A 3,069-nucleotide genomic window follows, 5' to 3' on the forward strand; every position below is an offset into this window, starting at 1 on the left:
GGTTTTACTAGTTTAACGGGTAGGGGAGTCCAAGCAACTTCCTCAGATGGACAAACCTACTACGTGGGTAGCAGTAAATTAATGCAAGAGCAATCTATTCCATTTAGTGATGAATTGAACCTTCAAATAAAAGCGTTTGATAATGAGGCCAAGACTGTGGTGTTTTTTGCTAGTAGTGAGCAGATTTTAGCCGTTATTGCGATTGCCGATACGGTGAAAGAAACATCGATAAGTGCTATCAGTAATTTGCAGCGCCAAGGCATTTCGGTGCACATGCTTACGGGCGACAGCCAGGGAACCGCCCAGGCCGTGGCCAATGCGGTGGGCATAGCTCACTATCAAGCAGAAGTGATGCCCGAAGATAAAGCTGATTTTGTGAAGAGTCTGCAACAACAAGGTAAGACCGTCGCCATGGTGGGCGATGGTATCAATGATTCTCAAGCGTTGGCGCAAGCCGACGTAAGTATTGCAATGGGGCAAGGTTCGGATATTGCGATGGATGTAGCAAAAATGACCATTACCACATCCAACCTACAGGCTATTCCCAAAGCACTGAACCTATCTCGGAAAACAGTACGAGGAATCCGACAGAATCTATTTTGGGCGTTTATCTATAACGTAATCGGAATACCAATTGCCGCCGGAGTGCTTTATCCATTTAACGGCTTTCTACTTGACCCAATGATTGCCGGCGGTGCAATGGCTCTAAGCTCAGTTTCTGTAGTGATGAATAGCCTACGACTGCGAACCACTAAAATCTAGAAAAATATGAAAACCTATACTTTTAAAACGAACATCAATTGCGGTAGCTGTATCCGGGCAGTTACTCCTCACCTAAGTCGAGTTGAGAATATTGAAAGCTGGGAAGTTGACACTGAACATTCTGTTAAGGTTTTAAAGGTCGAGCTACAAAGAGGCTCCGCTCACGATGTTGTGGAAGCAGTTGGTGAAGCTGGATTTTCTGCTCAAGTACTAAGCTGAATTACTCGCGTGAAATTACAATAGATTGGTATCTGCCGATTCTAATTCTAATTTCTTAATCCAAATGTTGCGGTAGAGTACGTTATGCCCTTCTGCTTGTAGTTTGATTCCTCCGGGAGTATCGGTAATACCTTTTCCATTATCATTTCCTCCGTCAATACCAGAATTAGGTCCACCCCAAACTTGGGTAATGGGCTGATTCTCGTGTACTTTCTCGCCGTTGAAATAGAGCGTGACCATTGCCTTCTCGGTTCGTTCACCGCCTTCAAAGCGGGCAGCTCTAAAAACAATATCGTAAGCATTCCACTTGCCAACTCCCCGGTAAGCGTGGTAGGGAGAAGGTGTTTCGTTAATTACCGCAGCCATACCGTGCGAAGTAGAGTCGCCATCCAATACCTGAATTTCGTAACGGTTCTGCAAGTAGACCCCACTATTACCACCTTCATCGGCAATATAAAACTCTACGTGAAGCCGAAAATCCCGAAACTTCTCTTTAGTAACTATATCCGCCGCACCGTATATGCCACCAGCCGCCGCAGGGTCATTACTATTTGTGGCATAGCCTGCATCAATTGGGTCTTCTATAATTTCCCATTTTAGGGGTAATTCAGCCGATAAGCGAGGCCCCTCCCAGTAGGTCCATTTTTCGTGAAGCATCTCTTTGCTTCCATCGTATAGCACTTCAGCATCGGATGGGGGCGTGGCTCCAACACCAAGTTGAGCGAAAACCGGATAAACTAGTAGAAAAAATATAGGTAAAAGCAGTGTTGTTTTGCCGTACTGAATTGTCATTGATTAAAGGGTTAGGTTGAACAACTTTAAAAATACAAAAAAAACAATGCTTATAGTGAATATGCTACAATTCGTCTCGCTCTTGGGCTGATTATAAAATACGATCGGTTCATTTAAATGATACTGAACGATAAGCTATTTGATAAACGAAATGATTGGCATAATAAAATTAAACTAAATTTTTAGTTTGAATTTGCTTTGAACAAACTAATTTATTAGTTTTAACTAATTATTTAGTTTGTAAAAGAGTAAACTGTTCAATTGATGAAGGAATTAACGAAAGCCGAAGAAGAAATTATGCAAGTACTTTGGCGGCTGAATTCAGCTTTTGTGAAAGATATTATTACTGAATTTCCCGAACCAAAGCCAGCGTACAATACCGTTTCTACCATCGTCCGGATTTTGCAGAAAAAAGGCTTTGTTGGACATAAGGCTCACGGTCAATCGCATAAATATCATCCGCTGGTTACAAAAGAAGATTACACTAAATCCTTTATGAAAGGATTTGTCAAGAAGTACTTCAGTGGATCATACCAACAGATGGTCTCCTTCTTTACTAAAGAGGACAACCTCAGTTTAAGCGAGTTGGAAGAACTCATTAAAGAACTTAAATCCAAAGACTCATGAGCAATTACCTACTGGAGCTTACCGCGGTACATATCGCACTGATGTTAGGCTATTGGTTTTTTCTGCGGAAGGAGCGGCAGTATAGTACCCTTCGATTTTACCTCTTAGCTACTACACTGCTAGCTCTCGTCATCCCGTTGCTCAAACTACCTAAGTTGTTTGGCAGCTCGAAACCGATTTACGTGGCGCCCACAGCAGCTATACAATTAGAAGGTGTAACCATTGCGCCCGCGGCAGATGAAACAATTTGGAACTCAGATTTACTAATCTGGGGGTACTTAGCTATCACTATATTCTTCCTGCTAAAACTCGTAGGAAGCATATTTCACATACTTTATCTAGAGCGCAATAGCAGCTACGAAAGGTTTAACAATCTCTATATTCGCAAGACTAGAAACGTTGAAGGAAGCTTCACTTTTTTCGGTTGGATATTTTTGAATGGTAAAATTAGTCCAGATCAGCCCGACTACGCAGTAATTCTAAAGCACGAACAAGCCCACTCTACTTTAGGACACACCTACGATATACTGTTTCTCGAGCTATTTAAAGTCTGTTTTTGGTGGCTTCCCACCAGCTGGCTTACTATCCAAGAAATTAAGAAAATACACGAATATCAGGCCGATGCTTACGCCCTTAAATCGTACAGCCTAGACCAATATTCGTCTATAC

General features: G+C 42.2%; 5 protein-coding genes. 4 read left to right on the forward strand and 1 reads right to left on the reverse strand.

All coding sequences use genetic code 11. The features are described from left to right. Positions 1-762: HAD-IC family P-type ATPase (locus tag WBA23_RS15975; protein ID WP_424583286.1), on the forward strand; the 762-nt coding region annotated here is incomplete at its 5' end. 6 nt (positions 763-768) lie between these two features. Continuing rightward, positions 769-981 carry a heavy-metal-associated domain-containing protein gene (locus WBA23_RS15980; RefSeq protein ID WP_424583287.1) on the forward strand — a complete coding sequence of 71 codons (213 nt, stop codon included), beginning with the start codon at positions 769-771 and terminating at the stop codon, positions 979-981. A 15-nt stretch (positions 982-996) separates the two neighbouring features. Here WBA23_RS15980 and WBA23_RS15985 read toward each other — a convergent pair whose 3' ends face one another. Continuing rightward, positions 997-1,773 carry a 3-keto-disaccharide hydrolase gene (locus WBA23_RS15985; RefSeq protein ID WP_424583288.1) on the reverse strand — a complete coding sequence of 259 codons (777 nt, stop codon included), beginning with the start codon at positions 1,771-1,773 and terminating at the stop codon, positions 997-999. 264 nt (positions 1,774-2,037) lie between these two features. On the opposite strand from WBA23_RS15985, the gene WBA23_RS15990 reads away from it, so the two are divergent. Both WBA23_RS15990 and WBA23_RS15995 read left to right on the forward strand, forming a co-directional pair. Next, positions 2,038-2,400, forward strand: a complete 363-nt coding sequence (locus tag WBA23_RS15990; protein WP_424583289.1) for a BlaI/MecI/CopY family transcriptional regulator — start codon at positions 2,038-2,040, stop codon at positions 2,398-2,400. Further along, positions 2,397-3,069, forward strand: a 673-nt coding sequence (locus WBA23_RS15995) for a hypothetical protein (RefSeq protein WP_424583290.1), incomplete at its 3' end; no start/stop codon positions are given. The genes WBA23_RS15990 and WBA23_RS15995, both read left to right, overlap by 4 nt.

It is taken from the genome of Tunicatimonas sp., assembly GCF_049647865.1.
In the GTDB taxonomy this organism is placed as follows: domain Bacteria; phylum Bacteroidota; class Bacteroidia; order Cytophagales; family Cyclobacteriaceae; genus Tunicatimonas.